We start from the raw sequence: 19,175 nt of genomic DNA, 5'->3' as shown, positions 1-19,175 counted from the left end.
TGTTGGCGCAGTCTTTTCCGCCTATGATGAGGGTGAAAGCATAAAATTCTGAAAGGAGTTTTGAAAATGCGCAAGCGTTTGATCTCTCTGTGTCTGTCGGGGCTCTTGCTGCTAACTGCGGGCTGTGGACAGACGGAGCCCGTCTCCCCCACTCCGGAGACTCCGCCGGAGGAAGCAGCAGAGCCCATTGATCCCCATACCCTGAACATTGAGATTCCGGAGGAATACCGGGACCTGCTGATCATCACCACAGACTTTCCTACAGCAGATGAACACCGAATCTCCCTGCTGTCTGTCCAGGAAAAGGCCTCGGCAGAGGCCATGGAGAAGGACTTCGGCAGCGGCGCGGGAGGCGGGTTTCTGTTCGGTATCTCTGCCATGGACCAGGTGGGATTTGAACAGTTTCTCCAGTACGATTACAGTGGATGTGACGTCTTTGCCCGGGACGAGACCTGGTACTACGCCAAAACCTATCCCACTGATGTACAGTTTTACCGCTCGGGCGACATGTTTGATACCCAGAGCGAGGATTGGAAGCAGTGGGAGGCCCTGAACGCCCTAGGGGACCAGGTCTGCCGGGACTTCGTGGACCGCAACGGACTGACGCCCTACAGCCAGTGGAAGGTCCGGAACCAGCCCTTCACCTGGGAGGGAGACCACGCCTACGCCAAATACTACACCTACTACAGCTTTGATGGGTCCAAGGACCAGTTCGACACCCTGCTGCTCTCCCAGCCCGCAAAGCAGGGAGAGGGCGGACTCTGGTGCGTGGAGCGGTTCTATGACGAATACGGCAGCCTGTACCTGTATTTCCCGGAAAGCGGTGTGCCCGCCGCTGAATACTACGCCGCTTTGCAGGCGGAGTGCGATAAGGGAGAACACCCGGAGCTGCTGACGCCTTTGGGCGCGGCAAAAGACTTTGTTGCCAACTCCGGCTGGTACAGCGATACGCCCACCGACGAGAACGTGGAGCTAACGGAGGGTATTGACAGTGATTATTCGGAGACCAACCAGCGCATGAGCCGGGTGATCGCCTCCCTGCTGGTGCGGCCGGGAGAGGTCACGGACCAGGAAGTGCTGGACTGCATTGATGCCTTCCGGAATGACACCTGGGGCGTCATGGGGCGGCGCTTTTACGGCTCCGACTGGTGGACGCCCCTGCAGGAAGCCCTGGAGAACGCCGCCGTGGGCGACGGACAGGTAGACCGGGACCGGAGCATGATGAAGTTCTACCTCACTTCCTACGGCCGGTACGCGGACTTCATCGGCGGTCTGCTGCAATCTCAGCGGACAGCGGACTCTGCGGCCTTCCAGACGGTGCTGGAGGAGTTTTACCCGGAGCAGCAATCGGCACTGCTGGCAGCGATCGCATGAGCGGAAAAACCGAGGGAGACAGGCGCGGCGGCCTGTCTCCCTCGGTTTATTCCTCCCAGAATAACTCGTCCAGGGTCCTGTGCAGTGTCTTGCAGATGGCAAGGCACAGCTTGATGGTGGGGTTATAGTCGCCCTTTTCGATGGCGTTGATGGTCTGGCGGGAGACGCCCACCGCATCGGCCAGCTGCTGCTGGCTCATGTCCAGGGCCGCCCGGGCGGATTTCAAGCGTAGGTTTTTCATTCCCCAGCCTCCTGCTTTGCCAGCAAGCAGTTCACCACATAGACCACCAGGATGACCAACGTCACCAGGCCGCAAATGCCATTTACTGCAGAGAAGGTCAGAATACCGTCCTCCACTACCCGGCCATGTTTCCAATTCATGAAGCCGATGCCCAGGTTTAAAGCGGAAACCACCGTGAGCAGCGTCATGATCGCCCGGGGCTTCTCCTTCAGGCTCAGGTAGGCATCCTTCACGATGCAGACGGAGGCAAACACCATCAGTGCCGCGGCGATGCACAGCATGGCGCCGGTGATGACATCGCACCAGCGGCCCAGGACCATGTCGGAAAAGCCGTACAGCAGCAGGCAGGCTACCAGTGTCCAGAAGCCGTATTTATAGGCCTGTCCCCGGGCCCGCTCCTGCCGCTCGTCAAAGGTCAGATCCATAACCTTCAGCTTGAACAGCAGCGCTATGATGCCGACACCTACCAGAACGCCCACCAGCACCCCTGCCAGCATGCCAAGATTGTATCCCAAAGAATGGTTCATATATCGTTCCTCCTGTGTTTTGTTTTCTCTTGATTGCAAAGCCATTGTAATTTACAGCGATCATTTTGTCAAGTATATTTTACAAATAGTCGCAAAAAAAAGACGAATACAAACTGCCCCCAAAATCTCTCCTGATGCTTCCCAGCCCGGCAGGTGGTTTTCTTTATGAAAAAACAGCGCCCCGATCTCTCGGGACGCTGTTTGGATGTGCCAAAATCAGGCCTTCTTGGCGATCTCAGTCAGCTGGGTGAAGGCGGCGGCGTCGTTGACAGCCAGCTCAGCCAGCATCTTGCGGTTGATCTCGATGCCGGCGACCTTCAGGCCGTGCATAAAGGTGGAGTAGTTCATGCCGTTCAGCTTGCAGGCAGCGGAGATGCGGGTGATCCACAGGGAGCGGAAGTCACGCTTCTTCAGGCGGCGGCCGGCATAAGCCTGGGTCAAGGCCTTCATCACTGCCTCGTTGGCAACGCGGAAGTGCTTGGAGCGGGAGCCCCAATAGCCCTTGGCCATCTTCATCACTTTATTTCTTCTCTTGCGCGTCATCATCGCGCCCTTAACTCTAGCCATTCTAATAAGCCTCCTATTCTAAACGTCTCGTATCTTACTTGTAGGGGATCATCTTGCGGACGGCGTCCATGTTGGTGACGTCGGCATAGCCGCCGGCACGCAGGCGACGGGTACGCTTGGTGTCCTTCTTGGTCAGGATGTGGCTCTTGAAGGCCTTGGCGCGCTTGACCTTGCCGGTCTTGGTGAGGTTGAATCTCTTCTTGGCACCGCTATGGGTTTTCAGCTTAGGCATCGTAGTTAGCTCCTTCCGTATAATGAAAAATCTGATTGCTGGCGTACTGCTTATTTCCCGCCCTTAGGGGAAAGGAAGATGGACATCATCCGGCCCTCCAGCTTGGCGCCCTTGTCCAGGCTGGCGGTCTCGGCACACTGCTCGGCAAACTTATCCAACAGATCCCTGCCGATGTCGGTATGAGCCATTTCACGACCGCGGAAACGGACAGAGACCTTGACACGGTTGCCGTCGGCAATGAACTTCTGCGCATTCTTCAGTTTCGTGTTGAAGTCTCCAACATCGATACCGGGAGACATGCGGATCTCCTTGATCTCCACCACATGCTGGTTCTTTCTGGCTTCCTTCTCCCGCTTGCTCTGCTCGAAACGGAACTTGCCGTAATTCATCAGCTTGCAGACCGGGGGGACAGCCTGGGGTGAGATCTTGACCAGGTCCAGACCCTGTTCGTCGGCGATCTTCAATGCCTCAGCGGGAGCCATGATGCCCAGCTGCTCGCCTTGGGAGCCGATCAGGCGGATCTCCTTGTCGCGGATGTCCTCATTCAGTTCATGCACTAACTTAGCTATGGTCGAAGCACCTCCATCCAAAAATCACAAAACGCGGATACCACCACATGGCATCCGCGCAACAACAAACCGCCGGGACCGGCAGTCTGGTAACAACGTTGTTGACCTCTTTGCCCATTGGCTGGAGGTGAGGCGGATGCAATCAGCCCTCTTTGTTTTGCTCAGTTAGTATACCAGACTGTTTTTTGCTTGTCAACAGTATTTTGCGTTTTTTCCTGTGTTTTTCCGATTCCCTCCAGGGCTTTCTTTTCCTTTTTCAGGAAAACGATTACGAAGGCCTCTGCTTTTTCGTCAGGACCACTGTTATTTATTTTGCACCGGAAAATTTCAGGAATCGGTTGATTCTCCCGTTCCTCTGTCGTATACTGAAAGCAAGATCGAGGAAAAGGGCGACCTTTTCCCTGGCGTTGGGGATACCCACGCCCGTTCAAATACGAAAAGATGGAGGATTTTGCTATGAAATACGGTCGTACCTATAATTTCTCCGCCGGACCCGCCATGATGCCCGAGCCCGTCCTGGAGGAGATCGCAGCCGAAATGATGAACTACCGCGGCAGCGGTATGTGCGTCATGGAGATGAGCCACCGTTCCAAGGTGTTCCAGCAGATCCGTGACGAGGCCGAAGCCGACCTCCGGAAGCTGATGGGAATTCCCGACAACTACAAGGTCCTGTTTGTCCAGGGCGGCGGCACCGTCCAGTTCGCAATGGTCCCCATCAATCTGATGAAGAATGGCGTGGCCTGCTACGTGGAGACCGGCGCCTGGTCCAAGAAGGCCATTGCCGAAGCCAAGAAGTACGGCGAGGTCAAGATCGTGGCCTCCTCCAAGGATGAAAATTTCTCCTACATCCCCGACTGCTCTGACTTGGACATCCCCGAGGATGCCGATTACGTCTACATCTGCGAGAACGAGACCATCAACGGCACTACTTATTTCAACCTGCCCAACACCAAGGGCAAGATCCTGGTGTCCGACCAGTCCTCCATGTTCCTGTCCCGCCCCTGCGACGTCAGCAAGTACGGCCTGATCTGGGCCGGCGTCCAGAAGAACGTAGGCCCCGCCGGTATGGCCATGGTCATCATCCGGGAGGATCTGATCCGGGAGGATCTGGATCCCAAGACCCCCGTTTACATGAGCTACAAGACCCACGCCGACGCCGACTCCCTGTACAACACCCCCAACTGCTGGGCTATCTACTGCTGCGGCAAGGTGTTCAAGTACCTGCTGGATAACGGTGGTCTGGAAGCCATGGCGAAGAAGAACGAGGAGAAGGCTGCCATCCTGTACGACTTCCTGGACCAGAGCAAGCTGTTCACCGGCGCCGTCCGCAAGGAGGACCGGTCCCTGATGAACGTGCCCTTCGTCACTCCCAGCAAGGAGCAGGACGCCGACGTGGTGGCCGCCTCCAAGGCCGCGGGTTTCGACAACCTGAAGGGCCACAAGAGCGTGGGCGGCCTGCGGGCTTCCATCTACAACGCCATGCCTAAGGAAGGCGTGGAGGCTCTGGTGGAGTTCCTGAAGGCTTACGAAAAAGAGCACGCGTAACCGCGTCTGACTCCCTGGCTTTTGCCAAGCGCCTGTCCCCCAATGGGCGCTGGGATTTTCCAATGATAAACGTACGCCCCTGGGGTGCGTACACCGGAAAATTGATAAAAAGGGGTAATTGAATATGTCAATGCGCGTTTTGGTCACTGACGGTATGGACGCCGGCGCCATCGAAACTCTCCGCCGGGACGGTCACGAGATCGTGGAGCAGTTCTATGAGCCTGACCAGCTGGGCGAGGCCCTGCGGGACTTCGATGCGGTCATCATCCGCTCCGCCACCAAGATCAAGGAGCCCCAAATCGACGCTGCCAAGGGCAGCCGCCTGAAGCTGATCGTCCGGGCCGGTGTGGGCGTGGACAACATCGCCGTGAAATACGCCGAAGCGGCGGGCATCACCGTGAAGAACACGCCCCGCGCCTCCTCCAACGCCGTGGCGGAGCTGGCCATTGCCCTGCTGTTCTCCTGCGCCCGGAACATCTCCATCGCCGGGCACACCATGCGGGAGAAAAAGTGGGAGAAGAAAGCCTACTCCAAGGGCTTTGAGGTCATGGGCAAGACCATGGGCGTCATCGGCTACGGCCGCATCGGCCGCATGGTGGGCGAGAAGGCCCAGGCCCTGGGCATGAACGTGCTGTCCGTGGTCCACCGCAGCAAGCCCGAGGGCTGTGAGTGCGACACCATGCACTTCGTCTCCATGGATGAACTGCTGGCGAAGTCTGACATCATCGTCCTCTGCGCCCCCGGCGGCGACAAGCCTCTGGTGGACGCCGAAAGCCTTGCAAAGATGAAGGACGGCGTGGTCATCATCAACGTGTCCCGGGGCAGCAACGTAGACGAGGCCGCCCTGCTGGATGCCCTGAACAGCGGCAAAGTGAAGGCCGCGGGCCTGGATGTGTGGCTCAGCGAGAAAGACCCCAACTGGGAGCTGGCCGCCCACCCGGCAGTCAGCTGCATGCCCCATGTGGGCGCGGGCACCAAGGAGGCCCAGAAGCGCATCGGCGCCGAGCTGGTGGACATCATCGAGCATTTCTGAAGCATATTCTGACAAAAAGGCACTCCTGCTTTTGCAGGAGTGCCTTTTGTCTTCAATTGACATGAAATACCGTTTCCAGGATCTCCTCTTTGCTGATGGCACCAAAGAACTTTGACAGGTCGAAGCGGTCCAGCACTGCGCCGAAATCCTCCGCCCGGAAGGGGCAGCCCCGCAGAGCCTCCGTCACTTCCTCCATGCCCCGGACCGCCAGGAAATCTCCGTAGAAAACAATGTCCGTGATGACCCCCTGCGCCACATCTGCCCGGACCTCCAGGCAGCCGCCGGGCCAGTAGCGCTTGTTGGTCATGTTATACTGGGGAGACCGGCCGAAATTCCACTCCCAAGTGTCGTACTTCCCTGCTTTCAGCGCCTCCACCTCTGCCAGTTCCTCCGGTGTCAGTGCGGTCTGCTCCAAGCCGCTGCCGGCCAGGGCAGTCTTCAAATAGTCCCAGAAGGCAGGAAGGTCCATGTCCTCCTTCAAAAAGTCCCGGATGTTGCCAATGCGGCTGCGGACGGACTTGGCACTCTTGGAGCGGAATTTCTCCGGGTCCACGTTCAGAGCACCGGCCACCATGGAGGGATCCGCGTCGAACAGCAGGGTGCCGTGGTGCAAGATACGGTCCCGGGTCAGCCGCTGGGCCGTACCGGAGATCTTTCGTCCTTCCACCAGAATGTCGTTGCGGCCGGAGGCCTCCGCGTCCAGTCCCAGGGCCTTCAGGGCCTCCACGATAGGGCGGGTGAACCGCTCCATAGTCAGCTGCTCCGCGTTGCCCACATCAGTGATGAAGGAATAATTCAGATTTCCCAGATCGTGATACACCGCGCCGCCTCCGGTGGTCCGGCGTACCACATGGATGCCGTGTTCTTCCACGAAGGTTCGGTTGATCTCTGCCTCCGCGTTCTGGTTCTGGCCGATGACGATGGTGTTGTCGTTCTGCCACAGCAGCAGATACGCTCCCTCTCTGCGGCGGGTCAATACATATTCCTCAAAGGCCAGATTGAATGCCGGGTCCTGAGACCCCGTTTCCAAGTACAGTACTTTGTCAGCCATACGTTCTTCCCTGTCTTTTCTAATAATTGTATTTCCGGTTTTTCCTGACAGAAACCGGTCGAAAGGATCAGCCTGAAGTGACTGATCCGGTAACGGCATTTACATAATAATTTGCGATGTCCGTGACCACACACCAGGCAGGCACCAGGGACAGTGCGGAGGATGAAGCGCTCTGCAGCTCATAGCAGGCGTACATCTCCGTGATGGCGGAGCCTACGGCGCCGCTCTCCCGGTGGACCTTCTGAAAGGTGGTCAGTGCGGCAGAAGCCGTCAGCGGCTCCCTGGTCTCCTGGGCAGCGCTCCCCTCTTTCGGCAGCAGCGTGCCGCTGACAGAGGTGAGGACGCCCTTCTCCAGAGTGAATGCGACGGTGCAGTTAAACACCGGCAGTTTGTTGTAGCGGTAAACGGCAGAGCCGCTTCCGGAGCCGTCCTGATCCAGCAGGAAGGTGGGCTGACCATAGGAGAATGCCCGGCAGAAGTCCTTACAAAGGGTCTCTGCGTTCTCCGCAGACAAAGTGCCCTTGATATCAAAGCTGCCATTGGAGCGGAAGGTGGCGATCCCTGCAGCACCGGTGTAAGTACTGATGCCGCCGCCCCGATCCTCCTGTGTCAGCGTCTCTCCCAGGAAGAATGCAGCCGCTTCCCTCTCCCGCTCCGTGCTGCGGAGGAACGCCAGGGCTGCCGGCGGGACCTGATCCGAGATGGCATCCGGGTCCAGCGTGATGCTGTCGGCGGCAAAGAGCTCCACCAGCTGCTCTTCCGCCTGACGGCGGGAACGGTCCTCGGCGGTCTGGCGCAAGGTGATGGCGCCCAGCAGAAAGCCGTTCACCAGCACCAGAATGATGATAATGATGTTTTTCAGAAGATACCGGTCCAACCAGGCGACCTCCTTCCCAATGCGAATTACTCAGCCAGCCACTGGGCACTGACAATATCGGAGCTGTTATCCACATAGCCGATGGTCAGTTCCGTGCCGGGATGGCGTGCGGCCACGGCCAGGGCCTGGCGCAAAGGCAGCAGCAAAGCGTTTCCCTCCTGAGCAGTGTATTGCCGCATGCGCAGGGTCATGGAGGTAATGGCAGTGCCGGAGAGGGTGATCTCCGCGGCGAGCTCTCCGTCAGAAAAGCGGATGGGAACGCCATTGACCTGATATCCAAAGCTCAGGGTCGTAGATGTACCGCTCCGGCGGATATCTTTCAGCCAGATAGCCGCATCTCCGCTCGAGGAAGCCAGCAGCGTATTCAGCAGAGAACCGCATCCTTGAGAAGCCTCCAGCAGGCTGGGGACCTCCCCATCCGCGGAGATGGACAGCGCATCATCACCGCCGCTGAGATAGGTGACCGTGCCGTCGGTATAGATTCGGAGCGTGCGGCCATTTTCCATAATGACCTGGGTACCGCTGGCATCCGGATAGCGGTTTTGGGTGTTTGGATTGAATCCCATGACCGTCAACAGGCGGTCCGTGTCCGACACGGAAAGGGCGGCGGACAGCACGGGCAGCTCCGGCTCTTCCTCCAGGAACAGAGAGCAGGGGTCCAGCATGGGATACTGCGCTGCAACATTCAGAGCAAACTGGGCGTTGCCAAGCTCATACCGGCCAACGGTGTCCAGCAGAGCCTCGGCCGTCAGTGCAGTATCGCAGCGCAAGCAGGTCTCTTCGCCGTCCCACAGGTACAGCACTACCCGCCCCTCCCGTTCCGCCACCGCCAGCCGCCGGGCATAAATGGCTTCGTCTCCGCCGGAAGTCCACATCAGCTCCGCCAGCACCGTCAGCGGCAAGGGGGAAAAAAAGTCACAGTAGACAGAAGTACCCTTCAGTGTCTCCAGAAACTCCTCCGTACCGCAGGGAGTCCCGGTGTCGGCAGATCCAAGGGCCTGCTCCAGCAGGGAACGCAGAGGGGAAAAGTCCTCATCCGCCGTGGTGAGGGTCACGCTGCCAAAGCGGCCATAGGGACCGGTGACCGCCGCCTGCACCGGTGCGGAAAGCGGCGCGGTCTGTCCGGTACCGCTGTTCGGTGCCTGGGTGCCGGAGTAGGGCAGCAGCTGCCAGTCCCCGACAGCGCCGCCCAGATTGTACATTTTGGCAAACAGGAGGACGGCGGAGACGGCCAGCAGAGCAATGGAGAGATTCTGGATAAAATCTCTGCGCCTGCGCTTTTTGTCGTTCATACCGTCCCTCCTCTCTTAAAACGTGCAGTTATTCTCCGTCCGCGGAAGGTCCCTTCTTCTGGGTGATGGGCAACGTCAGGCGGATGGTGGTGCCCTTGCCCTCGTGGGGCATCAGGGCCAGGGTGCCGTTGTGGCGCTGGGCGATCTCCCGGGCGATGGAGAGGCCCAGGCCGGTACCGCCGGATTCCCGGGACCGGGCCTTGTCCACCCGGTAGAAGCGGTCGAAGATGTGCTCCCGGTCCTTTTCCGGGATGCCGATGCCGTCGTCGGACACCTCCATCCAGACGGTGTCCTCCGTGGACCCGGCGGTGATGCGGATGTGGCCGCCGTCGGGGGTGTATTTGATGGCGTTGCCCACCACGTTGGTCATGACCTGCTCCAGACGGCTACGGTCGCCGGTGATGAGCGGCAGGCTCTCGGGGGGATCGTAGACCAGCTCGTGGCCCCGCTGTTTGGCATTCAGGGCGTTGGCCCGGGCCACGCTCTCGATGGCCTCCCCAAAGGGGAAGCGGGAGAGCACCAGCTCCGCGTTGCCGGCATCCAGGCGGCTGAGGGTCAGCAGATCCTGCACGATGTGGGTCATGCGGTCGGTCTCGTTGATGATGATGTCCAGGAAGCTGTTGGCCATCTCCTGGGGAATGTCGCCGCCCGAATCCCGCAAAGTCTCGGCGTAGCTGCGGACATTGGTCAGGGGGGTCCGCAGTTCATGGGACACATTGGCCACGAATTCCTTCCGCCGCTCCTCGTTGCGGTGCTGCTCCGTCACGTCATGCAGCACGATCAGGACGCCGCCCTGGTCCTTGGAGGAGAAGGGGGCCAGGTAGACCTCCAGGGTCCGCTCCCCCACCCGCAGCTCGTCGGCCACGTAGTTGGGCTGATGCAGGGCCATCACCTGCTGGAAGGGGTGCAGGTCCCCCAGCAGCTCCTCATAGGTGCAGTCCGGCTCCACGGTCTGCTGCAGCAAATCGTTGGCAGCGGGATTGCAGTGGATCAGGCGGCCCTCATGGTCAAAGGCCACCACGCCGTCCGTCATGTGGAGGAACAGGGTATCCAGCTTGTTGCGCTCGTTCTCCATGGCGGCCAGGGTGGTCTGCAGGACTCCGGCCATTTCGTTGAAGGTGCCGGTCAGGATGCCAATCTCGTCGGTGGATTCCACCGGCAGCTCGCTGTCAAAGTCACCGGCTGCCACCTTTTCGGCGCCGGCAGTCAGCTTTTCGATGGGGCCTACCATGGTCTTGGACAGCAGGAAGCTCAGCAGCACGGAGATCAGAAGGCCGATGACCAGCGCCTGCATGATCAGCAGGGACAGCTGGCTGTTGAGCTCGGAAACCGTGTCCTTATTGTCCAGGATATAGATGATAAAGGAGTTACCGTCTCCCAGGATAGGCACGGCCACATCCATGTAATCGGCGGTGATGTCGCTGTCATCCCCCACGGTGGTGCCGTCACCGGAGACCACGGAGTTCCGGGCAGTCAGCAGATTGGGGCTCTGCTCCCGGGGAAGGGCATCTTCCCCGGCGGAGCCGTCCAGGTAGTCCCCGGTGATACCGTCCAGCACGAAGTAGTTCCGGGTGCGGTAGTCGACGCCCAACTCACCGGCCCGAACCTCCAGCATCTCCTTGATGAGGGCGGCGCCATCTGACTGGGCCGCGCCGCTGCGGAGGTCCGCCACGAAGGACTTCTGGTCCTGGCCGAACACACTGTCGATCTGCTCATAGAAGGTGTTGATATAGAAGCTGGACACACTGGTGGTCAGAAACGCACCCACTACCGCCATCAGGGACGAGATCAGCAGCAGCAGGATCAGCGTCAGCTTCATATGGAGACTGCGGAACATATCAAATCACCTTCTTTAAAGGATAGGAGTGAAAAAGGAAGGGGCTGGGGAACCTATGGTTTCCCCAGTTCATTCGACTTCGGCGAATGAACGAATTCAATTATTTTTGTCAGGGCGCGCTCCAGGGCGGCTTCTCTTGCCGCTTTGCGGCAATTCACCTTCTGTACCTGACAAAAATACCTTGGCCCGCGTGCCCTTGGGGCACGCTCACCAGTGACGCGGCTAAAGGGGTCCCCGCCGAAGCCCAGCGGAGCGGGTTCGGTGGGGAGAGGAAGAACAAGCGGAGTGGTGTGCGCTTTCGCCAAAAGCGGAAGCGCACGGAGTGCAGCTTGTTCTGACGAGGTGGTGAGGGGGAATCTACTGCGCAGCCGTTAGCAGCTTTGCTGCTTTACGGATGCGGCGTCCCCCTTTATACAGAAAAGTAGTATCCCGCACCCCGCCGTGTCAGTATGTACGCGGGGTTGGCCGGGTCGGCTTCGATCTTCTCCCGCAGGCGGCGGACGGTCACGTCCACCGTGCGCACGTCGTCGCCCACGTAGCCGTAGTTCCACACCTGTTCCATCAGGTCCACACGGGAATAGACCTTGTTGGGATGGCTGGCCAGGAAGGTCAGCAGCTCGTATTCCCGCTGAGTCAGGTCCACGGGCTTGCCGCCCCGGAAGACCTGGTGGCTGTCCGTGTTGATGGACAGGTCCCCTGCCACGGGCATGGCACTGGCAGAGGCGGCCGGGGCCGCTGCGGCAACCATGGCACTGCGGCGGATATTGGCGGCCACCCGGGCGATCAGCTCCCGCATGGAAAAGGGCTTGGTAATGTAGTCATCTGCGCCGATCTCCAGGCCCAGGACCTTGTCCGCTTCCTCCTCCCGGGCGGTCAGGATGATGACCGGCACGTTGTTGCCCTCGGCCCGCAGGGTCTTGCATACATCAAAGCCGATCATCCTGGGCAGCATGACATCCAGCAGGATCAGATCCGGGTTTTCCGTCCGGGCCTTGTCCAGGCCGTCCTGCCCGTCATAGGCCTCCAGAGTCCGGTAGCCCTCCCGCTGGAGGTTGAACTTTACGATATCCACGATGTTTTTCTCGTCCTCTACGATAAGGACAGTCTTCTGATTGTCCATAAAGTCCTCCCTTACAGATTCAGCTGGAGCTTGGCCTTCAGCACGGCGGCCACGGTCTTGGCGTCCTCGATCTCGCCGGTGAGGCAGCGGTGGACCATCTCTTCAAAGGGGATGCGCTCCACATTCAAAAATTCGTCCGGGTCCAGATGCTGGTCCTCCATGCGGAGCCCCCGGGCCAGGAACAGGTACAGCACCTCGCCGTAGCAGCCGGGAGCCGGGATGATGCGCCCCAGGGGCAGGAAGATGTCCGGCACGGCGCCGGTCTCCTCCTTCAGTTCCCGCAGGGCGCCGGTCACCGGGTCCTCGCCCGGGTCCAGCTTGCCGGCGGGCAGTTCCAGCAGCGTTTTGCCGAATACATAGCGGTACTGGGTGACGGTCAGCACGTTGTTCCGGTCGTCCAGAGCCAGCACGGCCACGCCGTCCACATGGTCCACCACTTCCCGGGTGGAGGTATTCCCGTTGGGCAGCAGCACCTCGTCCACATGGACGCTGAGGATGCGGCCCTGGTATTTATCTTCCCGGCTGAGGGTCTTCTCAGTCAGGTCCTTTGGCTGCAGCATAAATTGACACCTCTCGTTTGCTTTTCAGAAAAGCAGCTTACAATATATAATCAAGTTATTATAGCACAGGTATGCAACATTGCCAACCCCGTTCTGCCACTTGAAGATTTCCATAAGCTGTGCTATACTATAAAAACTTTCCAGTGAAAGAGGTGAGCCCCACGGAGAAAAAGGGCATCAAGATCGCGGCACAGAACCGCAAGGCGTACCACGACTACTTCGTGGAGGACAAGTACGAGGCCGGCATTGAGCTGGCCGGTACGGAGGTCAAGTCCATCCGGGCCGGCACGCTGAACCTGAAGGACTCCTACTGCACCGTCAAGGACGGAGAGCTGTTTGTCCACAGCCTCCACATCTCTCCCTACGAAAAGGGCAACATTTTCAACAAGGACCCTGTCCGCACCCGGCGGCTCCTGATGCACAAGCGGGAGATCCGCAAGCTCCACGCCCTCATCAAGCAGGACGGCTACACCCTGGTGCCCCTGAGCGTCTACTTCAAGGACGCCCGGGTCAAGGTGGAGGTGGGCCTGTGCAAGGGCAAGAAAAACTACGACAAGCGGGAGGCCACCGCCAAGCGGGACGCCAGGCGGGAGATCGACCGCACCATGAAAGAGAGGAATCGATAACCATGTCCAATCCTATTGTTACCATCACCATGGAGGACGGCCGGGTCATGACCGGCGAGCTGTACCCCGAGAAGGCCCCCAACACCGTCAACAACTTCATCTCTCTGGCCAACAAGGGCTTCTATGACGGCCTGATCTTCCACCGGGTCATCCCCGGCTTCATGATCCAGGGCGGCTGCCCCAACGGCAACGGCATGGGCGGCCCCGGCTATGAGATCAACGGCGAGTTCGCCGCCAACGGCTTCCGCCAGAACGACCTGGTCCACACCACCGGCGTGCTGTCCATGGCCCGCACCATGGCTCCCAACTCCGCCGGCAGCCAGTTCTTCATCATGGTGGCCCCCGCTCCCCATCTGGATGGCCAGTACGCCGCCTTCGGCCAGATCACCGAGGGTCAGGAGATCGCCATCGATATCTCCCGGGTCCAGCGGAACATGATGAACGACAAGCCCAAGAAGGATGTGGTCATCGGCTCCATCCGGGTGGACACCCAGGGCGTGGAGTATCCCGCGCCCGAGACCCACTAACATAAAATCACATAAAATCAAAGGAGGCGGCCCTATGAAAACTGCCATCGTCACCGGTGCGTCCACCGGACTTGGACGGGAATTTGTCCGCCAGCTGGCGGATGTATTTCCCGAGGTGGAGTGCTACTGGCTCATTGCCCGCCGGGCGGACCGGCTGGAGGAGCTGGCGGCGTCCCTTCCGGACAAGCAGGTTGAGTGCCTGTCCATGGATCTGTGCGACACCATGAGCTTTATGGCCCTCCAGGAGAAGCTCAGCGCCCAGCAGCCGGAGGTGGTGCTGCTGGTGAATAACGCCGGCTGCGGCTACTTGGGAAACATCGGCGAGGTGGATACCGCCTCCCAGACCCGGATGATCGACCTGAACCTGCGGGCTCTGACGGCGGTCACCAACATCACGGTGCCCTTCATGGCTCCCGGCGGCTGCATCCTGAACGTGTCCTCCATCGCCTCCTTCTGCCCCAATCCCCGCATGACGGTCTACTCCTCCACCAAGGCATACGTCAGTTCCTTCACCGTGGGACTGGCGGAGGAGCTGAAGCCCAAGGGCATTACCGTCACGGCGGTCTGCCCCGGCCCCATGAAGACCGAGTTCCTGGATGTGGGCAACATCACGGGCAACTCCAAGATGTTTGCCACCCTGCCCTACTGTGACCAGGTGCGGGTAGCAGGCGGTGCCCTCCGCGCTGCCCGGGCAGGCCGGACCATCTATACACCCAAGCTGTTCTATAAGTTCTACCGGGTGTTGGCCAAGATCACTCCGGTGAAGCTGATGGTCAAATTCGCAAAAACCTGAAAAATTAAAAATGTCACGAAATCGTAACACATTTCGACGTTGAAATGTGTTACGATACGTGACAGTGATCCCAATTCCAAGACCCAAAACGGATCCCTGAACCAAATTAGAAATCAGCACAGCGTTTCTGATTTGGAGAGGAGGGGCAACGGAACGGCGCGAACTCTCGGCGCAAGCCGGGAGCGAATGTAGTGAAGTTTGCCCCAACTCCAGGAACCCAATCGAAGCCCAGCGAAGCGGGTTCGATTGGAAGAGGAAAGACAAACGGAGCGTTGCGAACTCTCGGCGTAAGCCGGGAGTGCGTGGAGCGCAGTTTGTATTGACGAGGGGGTGTACCGGTTTCGACGGGGGTATGGAGGCGGGACAAGCGGGCGGCGGCGCCTGACCGCCATAAAACGGGCAATTTATAAATTAAATAACAACAACACTGTTGCTATTGCTGCCTAATTAAAGGCGGCCGTCTGAACCGGAGAGGCCACAGGCCGGGGAAGGCGTCGTTGATGTGGCGTCCGTGAGGCAGGAAAGAGTTGACCTGCCCACGCATCATGACTCTACTAAGCCGCAAAGTCTGTCAGGTGTCTTTGCGGGGCGGGAATTTTGAAACCTGACTGCGCCCGGAGAAAGTCCCGTTAAAGTGCTTTCGGACGGGGGTTCAACTCCCCCCACCTCCACCAGCTCGTCGCAAGCGTCATATCGCTTGCGACGAGATTTTTATGCTCCGCATCAAAATCTCATCCCGCGCTCATTCTGCTGCTCCTCGCTCCCGAACCGGATTCGCTTCGCTGGATTCCGGTTCGGATAAGAGACGAAAATATCCAAATCGTCCATGCCTTACAGCTCAGAAAATGCCCTAAGGCGATGAAAAGGCCTTAGGGCATTTTCATAATACGCCGAACGTGCTTTTTCTTCGCTTTCAGCCACGATTCGCTTCGCTGGATTCGCGGCTGAGGAGGGAACGATAGGGGGCAAGCGTCATATCGCTTGCGGCGACTTTTTTCAAAAGTCATCTCTCAATCTGAGAAACGGCCCCTTGGATATGTGAGACATTCAGCTCAACATATCCAAGGGGCCGCGTTTTTTCTTTCAGGTCACAGTCAGAAAAACTCCTGATCTCATTTTTTCCTCAGCACAATTTTGACAAAGTTCAGATACCTTCCTCCGCCGGCTTCCATGGCTTTGCGGTCACCCACCGCGTACTCGTTTTCCTGCCGCAGCCAGTCCGCCCAGACTTCTTCGTTGGACTCCATCTCACTGACCTCAATGATCTCGGCATCCCGGCTCTGGCCGACCATGTCGCGCCAGTAAGCCACATCATGCATATAGTCCAGCTGCTCCGGCGTCCAGGACAGCAGCAATTCCGGAGGCAAATGATCGTGGCAATCCTGCTTCATGCCCGGGATCGCAATGTAGACATATCCGCCCTTCTTGACAAAGGGCAGCAGCTTTTCGTCCAGGTACTCCGGGTTGCGGCCAAAATAGTTATAGGAATCCGTGCTGACGATGCTGTCAAAGAATCCTTTTTCAAACGGCAGGTCTGTTGCATCCGCTTTGACCGGGATGATTTCGGCGTCAGACAGTCCCATTTCCCGGAAAAACTGCCGGTTTTCCTCGGGATCGCTCCACAGGTCTGCGGCATAGACCGTAAAGCCGTATTCCTTTGCCAGGAACACGCTGGTCAGGCCCTGCCCGCTGCCCAGGTCACAGACCACACTTCCGGCAGGAATCAGATGGCCAGCCAGCAGTTCTTCCTCCAGTTTCATAGGGTTTGGCCCCATGATCTTCGCCATGAGCTCCGGCGAGGAATATTTTTCATTCAATGGATATTTCATGGATATCACCTCTTTTTGTTGTATTTGTTGATTTTCGAGATCTCTTTGAATTTCTTTTCCTTTGCGGCCAGATAACTTTCACTGTCGGCAGCATAGGAATTTTCGCTTTTCAGCTTTTGATAGGACTGCCAGCGGCCGCTGTCCAGTTCGCCGCGGCGGATGGCGTCACGGACGGCACAGCCCGGCTCGCTGGTGTGGGAACAGTTGCGGAAGCGGCATCGGGCTGCCAGTTCTTCAATATCCGCGAAGGTCTGCTCCACGCCGGAGGCAGCATCCCACATGCCCAGCTCCCGCATACCCGGTGTATCAATGACCATGGCCCCGTTTGGCAGAAACAGCAGTTCCCGATGGGTGGTGGTGTGGTGGCCCTTATCGTCATTTCGCAGGCCGTTTGTTGCCAGGCGTTCTTCCCCCAGCAGGCGGTTGATCAGCGTGGACTTGCCCACACCGGACGAACCCACAAAGGCAACGGTTTTGCCCTCCGTGATATGGGGCATGATCTGCCGGTATCCGTCCAGTTCCATGGCAGAGGTGGTCAGAACCGCTGCGCCCATGGCAATGGATTCCACCTCCGCCTGTTTCCGGGCAACATCCTCGCACAAGTCCGCTTTTGTCAGCACCACCACCGGCTGGGCTCCGCTTTCCCATGCAACTGCCAGGTAGCGTTCCAACCGGCGCAGGTTGAAATCGTTGTTCAGGCTCATACACAGGAACACGGTGTCGATATTGGCAGCGACCACCTGTTCCGTTTTGGAAGTACCTGCCGCCTTGCGCAGGAACATGCTTTTGCGGGGCAGCACCTGATGGATGATGGCAGTATCCGGATCGGCACAGCTGACCAGCACATAATCCCCTACGGCGGGGTAATCGGACACGGACTGTGCATCGAATTGGAACTTGCCGGAAACAAGAGCGTTCTGTTCGCCCGCGCTGGTGCGGATCCGATACATGCCCTTTTCCTGTAAAGTGATTCGACCTGTCACCAGTTCAGGATACTGAGAAGCCAGTGCCGCCCAACGGTCCGGGATATGAAAACTCATTTGCGCCACCTCTCCAAATGGGTATCCAGCAAGGCGCACACGGACGCCTTGTCCTCTGCGTCGTCATAGACGCTGTACAACAGGTACATGGGGCCATAAAATGCCAGGGCCTCTGCCTGAGAGCTCAACAAATCTGCAACATATTTCAGCGGGCCGGCACCTAGATACTGGTGGTAAAGATGGTTCATTTCCTCGCTGCGGTATTGTTCCACCGTCAGCATCTTCCGGAAAGCTGATGCAAAATCATCTTCCGCCCAATAACGGAATTGCTGTTTGCTGAATGTGATCAGATCCTCTATGGACGATCGTTCATAGGCTTCCGGCATGGCCTCTGCCGTTCCTTCCGGCAAAGAACAGGCGGCTGCGTTTTCTCCGTCCCGCTGTTCCATGACCTGTAAGATACTGTCAAAGATATCGCGTTTGTTTTTGTAATGCTTATAGAGGGATGGGGCTTTGATGCCCACAGCCTTTGCGATCTGATCCACACTGACCGCTTCATACCCCTCTTTCGCAAACAGCTTGATTGCTTCTGTCAGGATCCTCTGTTTCGTTGTTTCAGTCTTCATCATACCACTCCCTCCCCCCAATGGCTAATAATCATTAGCTACATAATAGGCTAATAATTATTAGCTGTCAAGACAAATTTTTAGGAAAGTAAAATGCCTGCAGGATGGATACAATCACGTTCGGACTGTACCGATCCTGCAGGCATCTGCTGTTACTCGGTATTTTCTTTGACTGTTTTGGAGGCGGTTCCGAAATCAGGGACTGCCGCCGTTTTTTACAGACTGCACTTGCCCCGGGCCATATACTTGCCCTGGGGTTCGCTGTCCAGCACATTGCCGCCCTCCACGGCCAGATGTCCCCTCAGCCATACCTGCCGGATGCCGCCGGCGGTGATAAAGCCCTCGTAGGGATTGTAGTCCACGTTGGCCACGCAGTCGGCGGCCCGGATCACGTGGCTGTTGCCGGGGTCGTAGACCACGATGTCGGCGTCGCTGCCGGGGGCCAGCCGGCCCTTCCGGGGGAAGAGACCGTACATCCGGGCGGGATTCTCGCTCAGCAGGCGGCACATCCGCTGGGCGCTGATACGCTTTTTCGCCACGCCGTAGGAATAAATCAGCTCGCCCCGGGTCTCCACGCCCGGCAGACCGCCGGGAATCTTGGTGAAGTCGCCCCGGCCCGCCTCCTTTTGCTCCAGGGTGAAGGAGCAGTGGTCCGTGGAGATGGTCTGAATGTCGCCCCGGCGAAGGGCTTTCCACAGCAGGTCCTGCTGGCCCTTCTCCCGGATGGGAGGCGCGCAGACGTACCGGGCCGCCTGGGAATAGTCCTCATTGAAATAGACGCTGTCATCCAGCAGCAGGTACTGGGGGCAGGTCTCCACATAGACCTTCTGTCCCCGGTCACGGGCGTGCTGGACTTCTTTGAGAGCTTCCTGATTGGTCAGATGGACGATGACCACAGGGGCATCGGCTGCCTGGGCGATGCGCAGCAGGCGGCTGACGGCCTCGGCCTCCAGATAGGGGGGGCGGGTC

General features: G+C 58.5%; 21 protein-coding genes and 1 other RNA gene. 7 read left to right on the top strand and 15 right to left on the bottom strand.

The window, feature by feature from the left end:
- Positions 1 to 66 precede the first annotated feature (66 nt).
- Complete coding sequence (locus tag JQM66_RS05925; RefSeq protein WP_235228965.1) at positions 67 to 1,374, top strand: hypothetical protein; 1,308 nt, start codon at positions 67 to 69, stop codon at positions 1,372 to 1,374.
- Between the two features lie 46 nt (positions 1,375 to 1,420).
- Here JQM66_RS05925 and JQM66_RS05920 read toward each other — a convergent pair whose 3' ends face one another.
- The 5 genes from JQM66_RS05920 to infC form a co-directional block, all read right to left on the bottom strand.
- A complete protein-coding gene (locus JQM66_RS05920; RefSeq protein WP_235228964.1) occupies positions 1,421 to 1,615 on the bottom strand; it encodes a helix-turn-helix transcriptional regulator in 195 nt (64 codons plus the stop codon).
- Positions 1,612 to 2,142, bottom strand: a complete 531-nt coding sequence (locus tag JQM66_RS05915; RefSeq protein WP_235228963.1) for a hypothetical protein — start codon at positions 2,140 to 2,142, stop codon at positions 1,612 to 1,614. The genes JQM66_RS05920 and JQM66_RS05915 overlap by 4 nt, the downstream gene beginning before the upstream one ends.
- A 216-nt stretch (positions 2,143 to 2,358) precedes the next feature.
- Positions 2,359 to 2,709: a 50S ribosomal protein L20 gene (gene rplT, locus JQM66_RS05910; protein WP_235228962.1), complete on the bottom strand. Its 351-nt coding sequence runs from the start codon at positions 2,707 to 2,709 to the stop codon at positions 2,359 to 2,361.
- Between the two features lie 34 nt (positions 2,710 to 2,743).
- Complete coding sequence (gene rpmI / locus JQM66_RS05905) at positions 2,744 to 2,941, bottom strand: 50S ribosomal protein L35 (RefSeq protein ID WP_187015059.1); 198 nt, start codon at positions 2,939 to 2,941, stop codon at positions 2,744 to 2,746.
- Between the two features lie 50 nt (positions 2,942 to 2,991).
- Positions 2,992 to 3,498 (bottom strand): translation initiation factor IF-3, encoded by a 507-nt coding sequence (gene infC / locus JQM66_RS05900; RefSeq protein WP_235228961.1) that lies wholly within the window; start codon positions 3,496 to 3,498, stop codon positions 2,992 to 2,994.
- A 468-nt stretch (positions 3,499 to 3,966) separates the two neighbouring features.
- Here infC and serC point away from each other — a divergent pair, with 468 nt between their 5' ends.
- A complete protein-coding gene (gene serC / locus JQM66_RS05895) occupies positions 3,967 to 5,055 on the top strand; it encodes a 3-phosphoserine/phosphohydroxythreonine transaminase (protein WP_235228960.1) in 1,089 nt (362 codons plus the stop codon).
- A gap of 124 nt (positions 5,056 to 5,179) precedes the next feature.
- Complete coding sequence (locus JQM66_RS05890) at positions 5,180 to 6,088, top strand: NAD(P)-dependent oxidoreductase (RefSeq protein ID WP_235228959.1); 909 nt, start codon at positions 5,180 to 5,182, stop codon at positions 6,086 to 6,088.
- Positions 6,089 to 6,140: 52 nt separating this feature from the next.
- Here the strand turns inward: JQM66_RS05890 and JQM66_RS05885 are convergent, their stop codons facing one another.
- The 6 genes from JQM66_RS05885 to JQM66_RS05860 form a co-directional block, all read right to left on the bottom strand.
- Positions 6,141 to 7,139, bottom strand: a complete 999-nt coding sequence (locus tag JQM66_RS05885; RefSeq protein WP_235228958.1) for a lipoate--protein ligase — start codon at positions 7,137 to 7,139, stop codon at positions 6,141 to 6,143.
- 67 nt (positions 7,140 to 7,206) lie between these two features.
- A complete protein-coding gene (locus tag JQM66_RS05880; RefSeq protein WP_235228957.1) occupies positions 7,207 to 8,016 on the bottom strand; it encodes a hypothetical protein in 810 nt (269 codons plus the stop codon).
- A 26-nt stretch (positions 8,017 to 8,042) separates the two neighbouring features.
- Positions 8,043 to 9,308: a hypothetical protein gene (locus tag JQM66_RS05875; protein WP_235228956.1), complete on the bottom strand. Its 1,266-nt coding sequence runs from the start codon at positions 9,306 to 9,308 to the stop codon at positions 8,043 to 8,045.
- A gap of 28 nt (positions 9,309 to 9,336) precedes the next feature.
- Positions 9,337 to 11,145, bottom strand: coding sequence for an ATP-binding protein (locus JQM66_RS05870; RefSeq protein WP_235228955.1), 1,809 nt, complete (start codon positions 11,143 to 11,145; stop codon positions 9,337 to 9,339).
- 409 nt (positions 11,146 to 11,554) lie between these two features.
- Positions 11,555 to 12,265 carry a response regulator gene (locus JQM66_RS05865; protein ID WP_235228954.1) on the bottom strand — a complete coding sequence of 237 codons (711 nt, stop codon included), beginning with the start codon at positions 12,263 to 12,265 and terminating at the stop codon, positions 11,555 to 11,557.
- An 11-nt stretch (positions 12,266 to 12,276) separates the two neighbouring features.
- Positions 12,277 to 12,825, bottom strand: coding sequence for an NUDIX domain-containing protein (locus JQM66_RS05860; RefSeq protein ID WP_235228953.1), 549 nt, complete (start codon positions 12,823 to 12,825; stop codon positions 12,277 to 12,279).
- Between the two features lie 143 nt (positions 12,826 to 12,968).
- On the opposite strand from JQM66_RS05860, the gene smpB reads away from it, so the two are divergent.
- The 4 genes from smpB (at position 12,969) to ssrA (ending at position 15,445) form a co-directional block, all read left to right on the top strand.
- The gene (smpB, locus tag JQM66_RS05855) at positions 12,969 to 13,451 is read left to right on the top strand and encodes an SsrA-binding protein SmpB (protein WP_328284118.1); all 483 of its coding nucleotides are present in this window, start codon (positions 12,969 to 12,971) and stop codon (positions 13,449 to 13,451) included.
- A gap of 2 nt (positions 13,452 to 13,453) precedes the next feature.
- Positions 13,454 to 13,978 (top strand): peptidylprolyl isomerase, encoded by a 525-nt coding sequence (locus JQM66_RS05850; protein WP_235228952.1) that lies wholly within the window; start codon positions 13,454 to 13,456, stop codon positions 13,976 to 13,978.
- Positions 13,979 to 14,012: 34 nt separating this feature from the next.
- On the top strand, positions 14,013 to 14,771 hold the full coding sequence (locus JQM66_RS05845) for an SDR family NAD(P)-dependent oxidoreductase (protein ID WP_235228951.1): 759 nt from the start codon (positions 14,013 to 14,015) through the stop codon (positions 14,769 to 14,771).
- A 326-nt stretch (positions 14,772 to 15,097) separates the two neighbouring features.
- Positions 15,098 to 15,445: a transfer-messenger RNA gene (gene ssrA / locus JQM66_RS05840) on the top strand.
- A gap of 438 nt (positions 15,446 to 15,883) precedes the next feature.
- Here the strand turns inward: ssrA and JQM66_RS05835 are convergent.
- The 4 genes from JQM66_RS05835 to JQM66_RS05820 form a co-directional block, all read right to left on the bottom strand.
- Positions 15,884 to 16,600: an SAM-dependent methyltransferase gene (locus JQM66_RS05835; RefSeq protein WP_235228950.1), complete on the bottom strand. Its 717-nt coding sequence runs from the start codon at positions 16,598 to 16,600 to the stop codon at positions 15,884 to 15,886.
- Between the two features lie 5 nt (positions 16,601 to 16,605).
- Positions 16,606 to 17,640 (bottom strand): ribosome small subunit-dependent GTPase A, encoded by a 1,035-nt coding sequence (gene rsgA, locus JQM66_RS05830; RefSeq protein WP_235228949.1) that lies wholly within the window; start codon positions 17,638 to 17,640, stop codon positions 16,606 to 16,608.
- The gene (locus tag JQM66_RS05825) at positions 17,637 to 18,209 is read right to left on the bottom strand and encodes a TetR/AcrR family transcriptional regulator (protein ID WP_235228948.1); all 573 of its coding nucleotides are present in this window, start codon (positions 18,207 to 18,209) and stop codon (positions 17,637 to 17,639) included. The genes rsgA and JQM66_RS05825 overlap by 4 nt, the downstream gene beginning before the upstream one ends.
- Before the next feature lie 212 nt (positions 18,210 to 18,421).
- Positions 18,422 to 19,175: amidohydrolase family protein (locus tag JQM66_RS05820; protein WP_235228947.1), on the bottom strand; the 754-nt coding region annotated here is incomplete at its 5' end.

The sequence above is a fragment of the Oscillibacter valericigenes genome, assembly GCF_021531915.1.
GTDB classification, from domain to species: domain Bacteria; phylum Bacillota; class Clostridia; order Oscillospirales; family Oscillospiraceae; genus Oscillibacter; species Oscillibacter valericigenes_A.
The sequence above is the reverse complement of the archived record's forward strand: the minus strand, read 5'-3'. Positions and strand labels throughout refer to the sequence as shown.

Coding starts and splice junctions, on each gene's coding strand:
- JQM66_RS05925 (WP_235228965.1), top strand. CDS start 67: ATGCGCAAGCGTTTGATCTCTCTGTGTCTGTCGGGGCTCTTGCTGCTA.
- JQM66_RS05920 (WP_235228964.1), bottom strand. CDS start 1,615: ATGAAAAACCTACGCTTGAAATCCGCCCGGGCGGCCCTGGACATGAGC.
- JQM66_RS05915 (WP_235228963.1), bottom strand. CDS start 2,142: ATGAACCATTCTTTGGGATACAATCTTGGCATGCTGGCAGGGGTGCTG.
- rplT (WP_235228962.1), bottom strand. CDS start 2,709: ATGGCTAGAGTTAAGGGCGCGATGATGACGCGCAAGAGAAGAAATAAA.
- rpmI (WP_187015059.1), bottom strand. CDS start 2,941: ATGCCTAAGCTGAAAACCCATAGCGGTGCCAAGAAGAGATTCAACCTC.
- serC (WP_235228960.1), top strand. CDS start 3,967: ATGAAATACGGTCGTACCTATAATTTCTCCGCCGGACCCGCCATGATG.
- JQM66_RS05890 (WP_235228959.1), top strand. CDS start 5,180: ATGTCAATGCGCGTTTTGGTCACTGACGGTATGGACGCCGGCGCCATC.
- JQM66_RS05885 (WP_235228958.1), bottom strand. CDS start 7,139: ATGGCTGACAAAGTACTGTACTTGGAAACGGGGTCTCAGGACCCGGCA.
- JQM66_RS05875 (WP_235228956.1), bottom strand. CDS start 9,308: ATGAACGACAAAAAGCGCAGGCGCAGAGATTTTATCCAGAATCTCTCC.
- JQM66_RS05870 (WP_235228955.1), bottom strand. CDS start 11,145: ATGTTCCGCAGTCTCCATATGAAGCTGACGCTGATCCTGCTGCTGCTG.
- JQM66_RS05865 (WP_235228954.1), bottom strand. CDS start 12,265: ATGGACAATCAGAAGACTGTCCTTATCGTAGAGGACGAGAAAAACATC.
- JQM66_RS05860 (WP_235228953.1), bottom strand. CDS start 12,825: ATGCTGCAGCCAAAGGACCTGACTGAGAAGACCCTCAGCCGGGAAGAT.
- JQM66_RS05850 (WP_235228952.1), top strand. CDS start 13,454: ATGTCCAATCCTATTGTTACCATCACCATGGAGGACGGCCGGGTCATG.
- JQM66_RS05845 (WP_235228951.1), top strand. CDS start 14,013: ATGAAAACTGCCATCGTCACCGGTGCGTCCACCGGACTTGGACGGGAA.
- JQM66_RS05835 (WP_235228950.1), bottom strand. CDS start 16,600: ATGAAATATCCATTGAATGAAAAATATTCCTCGCCGGAGCTCATGGCG.
- rsgA (WP_235228949.1), bottom strand. CDS start 17,640: ATGAGTTTTCATATCCCGGACCGTTGGGCGGCACTGGCTTCTCAGTAT.
- JQM66_RS05825 (WP_235228948.1), bottom strand. CDS start 18,209: ATGATGAAGACTGAAACAACGAAACAGAGGATCCTGACAGAAGCAATC.